General features: G+C 40.4%; 2 protein-coding genes. Both read left to right on the top strand.

Annotated elements, in window-relative coordinates; translation table 11 throughout:
• Window positions 1-116: 116 nt before the first annotated feature.
• Window positions 117-1,070, top strand: a complete 954-nt coding sequence (locus ACRCJ0_RS14190) for an RluA family pseudouridine synthase (protein ID WP_271736535.1) — start codon at window positions 117-119, stop codon at window positions 1,068-1,070.
• A 78-nt stretch (window positions 1,071-1,148) separates the two neighbouring features.
• On the top strand, window positions 1,149-1,372 hold a 224-nt coding region (locus ACRCJ0_RS14185; protein WP_431390871.1), incomplete at its 3' end, for a YneF family protein.

The following is a 1,372-nucleotide window of genomic DNA, read 5'->3' as shown; positions in this document are numbered from 1 at the left end:
TTTAATGTAGCGGATGTTTGTTTAACCATTGGTGTCATTATGATGATTGTCTACATGATTATTACACCTGAAGACCAATTGGAAAAAAGAACCGCTAACAAGTGAGGAGTGTCATTTTGACAGAAGAAAAGACAGTATTTAATTATACTTATACGGGTGAGGACGGCTTGCGTTTAGACCAATTCGTCACTAATCAATTTACAGACGAAAGCCGGACTACAATCAAAAAATGGATCAAAGACAAATTGGTCACAGTAAACGGCAAGGTGGCTAAAGCGTCACAATCCTTGGTTAATGGAGATTTAATCGGAGTTGAGAAACCGGCGCCTGCTGAAGCGGAAGAATTTAAACCAGTAGCCGAAAAGATGTCTTTAGATATCGTATTTGAAGATGATGACATTTTAGTGGTCAATAAACCAGTCAATTTGGTCGTGCATCCTTCCGTGAACCATCCAACCAATACCCTAGTGAATGGTTTGTTATACCATGTACAGGAAAATGGGTCGCAACTAGCGGTTGGTCGCGAGTCTTTTAGACCAGGTATCGTCCATCGATTAGACAAGGACACCACCGGATTATTAGTGGTCGCTAAATCACAAGCAGCCCTTGAAAATCTAACTGAACAAGTGGCCAACCACCAAATGACACGAATTTATTCAGGTTTAGTTTATGGCGAAATTTTTGAAGCGGGCGGGACCATTGATGCACCAATCCGCCGTCATGAAAAAGATCGGTTGAAATTTGAAACTAACGAAGCTGGTCGTCATGCAGTTACGCATTTTACGGTCAAACACCGGTACGTTGGCTATACCTTGGTCAACTTCCAACTGGAAACAGGTAGAACCCATCAAATCCGTGTTCATGCTAACTTTATCAACCATCCAATCGTGGATGATCCTTTGTACGCAAGACAATATAAGGAGCGGTTCTTCAGTGATAATGGCCAATTATTACATGCCCACCGCTTAGAATTAGACCACCCGGTAACTGGTGAACACATGGCTTTTGATGCGCCAATTCCTGATAATTTCCAGGCTGTATTGCATCAGTTGACATTTAAGGGTGTATAATTGATGAAAAGCTTTGCAAAAGGGGAGATACTTTAGTAAAATTTTATCTTGTAAACAGATGAGAGGAGTGTAGAGACTATGCTAAGTACAGGAGCTTGGATTTTAATCGTAATTATCGCAGCTATTTTAGGTGCTGTTGGGGGATTCTTTATCGCCCGTAAATATATGGTGAACTATTTTGAAGAAAATCCACCAATTTCTGATGACATGATTCGTTCAATGATGATGTCAATGGGTCAAAAACCTTCAGAAAAACGTGTGCGTCAAATCACACAATCTATGAAGAAATCGAACAAAAAATC

The sequence above is a fragment of the Aerococcus sp. L_32 genome, from assembly GCF_050689315.1.
This window is presented reverse-complemented; position numbering and strand designations above follow the sequence as displayed.